Source organism: Acidiferrobacteraceae bacterium, assembly GCA_037388825.1.
GTDB lineage: Bacteria > Pseudomonadota > Gammaproteobacteria > Acidiferrobacterales > JAJDNE01 > JARRJV01.
The window spans coordinates 1-4,403 of sequence record JARRJV010000113.1 but is presented as its reverse complement, the minus strand read 5'-3'; the positions used below and the strand labels follow the sequence as shown (position 1 = coordinate 4,403).

4 protein-coding genes are annotated in these 4,403 nt (G+C 65.9%); 2 read left to right on the top strand and 2 right to left on the bottom strand.

Annotation, left to right across the window (positions count from 1 at the left end; genetic code table 11):
• Together P8X48_12965 and P8X48_12960 are read left to right on the top strand one after the other, a co-directional pair.
• A partial coding sequence (locus P8X48_12965) for a DUF2339 domain-containing protein (GenBank protein MEJ2108216.1) occupies positions 1 to 1,841 on the top strand: 1,841 nt, incomplete at its 5' end.
• The gene (locus P8X48_12960) at positions 1,838 to 3,217 is read left to right on the top strand and encodes a DUF3999 domain-containing protein (GenBank protein ID MEJ2108215.1); all 1,380 of its coding nucleotides are present in this window, start codon (positions 1,838 to 1,840) and stop codon (positions 3,215 to 3,217) included. The genes P8X48_12965 and P8X48_12960, both read left to right, overlap by 4 nt.
• Positions 3,218 to 3,265: 48 nt before the next feature.
• On the opposite strand, the gene P8X48_12955 is transcribed toward P8X48_12960, so the two are convergent.
• Entirely contained in the window at positions 3,266 to 3,445 is a 180-nt protein-coding gene (locus P8X48_12955; GenBank protein ID MEJ2108214.1) for a hypothetical protein, read from the bottom strand.
• Positions 3,442 to 4,403 (bottom strand): SLC13 family permease (locus P8X48_12950; protein ID MEJ2108213.1); only part of this gene is annotated, 962 nt, incomplete at its 5' end. The genes P8X48_12955 and P8X48_12950, both read right to left, overlap by 4 nt.

Below are 4,403 nucleotides of genomic sequence, written 5' to 3'. Positions count from 1 at the left end.
CGCTCAATCTCGTCGGCTTCGCCTTCACCTTCGTCATCGGCACGAGCTGGGGCATGCGCTATTACAAACCGGAGTTCTTTCCCACGGTCGAACCGTTCCTGATTCTGTCCGTGCTGTTCTACGTTGCCATTGCCATACTCTACTCGCTGCGCCGGCCGCTCGAGTTGCGCGACTATGTCGACGGTACCCTGGTATTCGGCACGCCGATCATCGCCTTCGGCTTGCAGGCGGCACTGGTGCACGACACCGAATACGGGCTGGCGTATTCGGCCTACGGGCTGGGTGCGTTCTATTTGCTGGTTACGTTCATATTGATACGGCTCACGCGCGCCACCATGCGCATGCTATCGGAAGCCTTTCTCTCCCTGGGAATGATCTTCGCCACCATGGCCATCCCGCTCGCCCTGGACGGCCGCTGGTCGGCGGCGGTGTGGGCGGTCGAGGGCGCCGGCGTGTTCTGGATCGGCATCCGCCAGCAACGCAGACTGATGGCCTGGTTCGGCATGGCCTTGCAGCTGGGCGCCGGCTGGTTGTTCGCGATGGATCTCCTGCACTACGAGGCCAGGTGGCCGGTGCTGAACAGCTTCTACTTCGGCACCCTGCTACTGGCGGCGGCCGCCGGTTTTATCGCCTACCAGATGCATCGCCGGCCCGATGCCGCCGGCGAACAAGTCCAGGAACTGGGAGTCGTGTTTCTCGTCTGGGCCGTGGGGTGGTGGCTGTTCGGCGGCGTCATGGAGTTGCATCAGCATGTACACTTGATCGTCAACCGCGTTGTCGCCGGCATTGTCTTTCTCGCATTCAGCGCCGCGCTGTTCGAGACCGTGGGATCGCGCCTCGCCTGGCCCCTGTTGCGTGCGTTCTGCCTCGGCCTGTTACCGCTGCTGTACTTCTCCCTGCTTGTTCAGGCAGTGATCACTAACCACGCCTTCGCGCACAATGGCTGGCTTGCATGGGGGCTGGCCCTGGCAACGTGGTACGCCGTGCTGTACCGGCGCGATCGCGTACAGCTCGTACCATCGTCCAACTACTGGCACGCCGTGGCCCTGTGGCTGCTCGGCATTCTCGCCACGTGGGAGATCAACTGGGGCGTGGGCCGCTGGGTGCAGGGGGGTGCCGACTGGAAGATCGTGGCCTGGGGGCTCGTGCCAACGGCGTTTCTGGCGCTCGCCACCCATGGCGCGCGTTTCCTGGCGTGGCCGCTGCGCGCCAAACGAGCCGCCTATCTCACCGCCGGCGCCATCCCGTTCGCCCTGACCGTACTGATCTGGACCGTCGCCGCCAGCCTGGAACGGGCCGGTGCGCCGGCGCCCTTGCCGTATGTGCCGGTGCTCAATCCCCTGGACCTGACGACGGCGCTCGCCCTGCTCGCCGTGGTGACATGGCTGATGGCCCTGCGCGCGCAAGCGGTACCGGCGTACTTGGCGTCACGCGACGCGGCGAGGTGGACCGTTGCCGCCGTCGTGTTCGTGTGGATGAACGCCATGTTGTTCCGCAGCCTGCATCACTACGCCGGAATCCCCTATGGCTTCCAGGATATGTACGATTCGGTACTGGCACAGGCGGCGGTGTCACTGTTCTGGACCGTGATCGGACTGGTGTTGATGGTGTTCGCCACCCGTCACGGCCAACGCATGGTGTGGATCACCGGCGCGACGCTGCTCGGGGTGGTGGTGGCGAAACTCTTTGTCGTGGACCTGTCCAACACCGGGACGGTGGCGCGCATCGTGACGTTCATCGGCGTCGGCGCACTGCTGCTGTTGGTGGGCTACTTGTCGCCGGTGCCGCCGCGCCATGGACGGGACCAAGAGGACGAAAAACAGGCAGGAGAAACGACGTGAAGCGATTCGCCATAGTACTACTCGGCATGCTGGCGGCCCCGCTCGCCATGGCCGGAAATGCGCCAACCGCGCCCAAGGATTTTGCCTTCGGCGTACCCATCTCGACGCCCGTGCCCGCGGCGCTGTATGAACTTACCTTGCCGCAGGCGGTGTACGAGGCCGTGACCCGCGACGATCTCGGCGACGTGAGCGTGTTCAACGCCAAAGGCGAGGCGGTACCCCATGCCGTGCGTGCGGCACGCGAGACCGTCATGCCGACGACGACCACGGAACTGCCCTGGTATCCGCTGTATGGCCAGGCCGAACAGTTGCGGGATGTGGTGTCACTCAACTTCCGGCGTGACCGGCAGGGCACGGTCGTGCAGATGCACGGCGAGGCCAAGAGCGGGACGACGAAGGCACCGCTCGCCGGTTATCTGCTCGACGCCAGCCAGGTTCAGCGGCCGCTGGCCAAACTGACACTTTCGTGGGACGCCGGCGCAAGCTACGACCTCAATACGCACGTGAGGGTCGAGGCCAGCGACGACCTGGTGCACTGGCGCGACACGGGCGCCGATGCCGCACTGGTGCGCCTGCGGCAGGGGTCTTACGTCATGGAACAACGCACCATCGCGCTACCCGCGACGCATGCGAAGTATTTGTTGCTACGCCCGGCCGATGCCGGCGTCGACCTTGCCGTCCACGGAGTCGAGGCGGAGTTGGCGCCGGAAGTCGCGCCGCCGGAGCGGGACTGGAAGACGGTAACCGGCGTGCGCGATGCAAAAAAGCCGGAGGCCATCGACTATGACATTGGCGGTCGCATGCCGGTGGACCGCGTGCGTGTACTGTTGCCCGAAACCAATGTGGTGGTCTCCGTCGAGATCTACAGCCGTGGCGCGAAGGACGCCCCGTGGGTGAAGCGCACCGGCGGCCTGGTATATCGTCTGCAGACGGCGAGCGGAGAGGTTGTCCAGACCGAGCTCGAGCTTCCGCGCGCGATTCACAGCGAACGCTACCTGCGCGTGATCCTCACCGACGGCGGCGCCGTGGCCGGCCGTGCCCTGCCGAATATCTCCGTCGGCTGGATCCCGCAACGCCTTGTGTTCGTCGCCCAGGGAAAGGGACCGTTCGAACTCGCCTATGGCAGCTCGACCGTCGAACCCGCGCAGTACAGCGTCGACCGCCTGCTGGCGCAGCTCCGCGGCAAAGGTGACAAGGACATGAAGCCTGAGCCCGCCACCACCGGCAGCCCCCACGCCCTGGGCGGGACCGCGCTACTGGTACCGGAGAAGAAGCTGCCGTGGAAGCGGTGGATCCTGTGGGGCGTGCTCGTCATCGGTGTCGCCTTGCTGGTATGGATGGCGACCCGGCTCTACGGGCAAATGAACAAGGGGTAGGACCGACACCGGTGCGCGAAGTCTCCGCGATGGCCTGCGCCCCGACGGCTACAACCAGCCGAGCAAACGCCACCACAGGTAATCGAGCGGCAGCAACAGCAGCACTGTCACCAGGGCGAGTTGCAGGCACAGGACGATTGCCGCGCGCGTCTTTTCGCCGGCGAGCTGCATCGCCACCACCAGCGGCGCGGCCTGGTAGAGAAATAGCGGCGTGGAGAACCCGATCACCTGGCCAGTTGTTTCGCCAGCGGCGTCAGCACCGCCGGCACGCCCGGCAGGGAGGCGATGACGCCGGTGACCATGGCGGTCACGATCAGCGACACGAAATTGAGTGGATTGTGGCCGGGCGCGAGCGGCAGTATCTCGGTCAGGTACGCCGCCAGGTGCGCGCCGAGTCCCGAGTGGGACAGCAGCGCACCGAGGCCGAGAATGCCGGCGACGAACAGGGCCGGATTGTAGTTTACCTTGGTCGCGAGCGCCCGCGCGCCGAGCAGGCCCACTCCCGGCAGTACCAGCGCAATGGCGGCGGCGAGGCCGATCCACACCGGCGAGATGTGATGCAACGCGTCGCTCATCCACATCGCCAGCGCCAGGAACAGGATTGCGGCCATCTTCCATTCCGAACGCGACATGGGTTTGGGCGTAACCTCGTCCGCCGCTACCGGCCGCGGCCGGTCGGGATAGCGCCAGACGATCAGCAACACGATCAGGATCGCCTTGATCAGCCCGAGCACCGGGAAGTGCAACAGCAGGTACTCGCCATAGTGGGGAACCACGCCGGCCTGGGCCTCGGCGGCACCGAGCAGCACCAGGTTGGGGACATTGGCCGTGAGGATGGAGAAGGTCGGCAAAAACGCGCCGAAGGCGGCGGCCAGGATCACGCCCGTGCGGCCATTGGATCCGGGTCCGAAACCGGAGTGCTCCGCCAGCGCCAGGGCGATGGGAATCAACAGCGTGACCCGCGCCATGGACGACGGCATCAGGAAGCCGAGCACGAGTCCGACCGTGACCATTCCGGCGATCAGGGGAAGATAGCCGTGGCTCACGCGCAGGGCGATGGAGCGCGCCAGCCGTTCGCTCAGGCCCGTGGTCCGCATCGGCTCGGCGATGATGAGGCCGGCCGTGGTCAGCCACAGCGCGCCGGAGGCAAAACCGGAGAAGACCACCCCCGCCGGTGCGGTGCCGA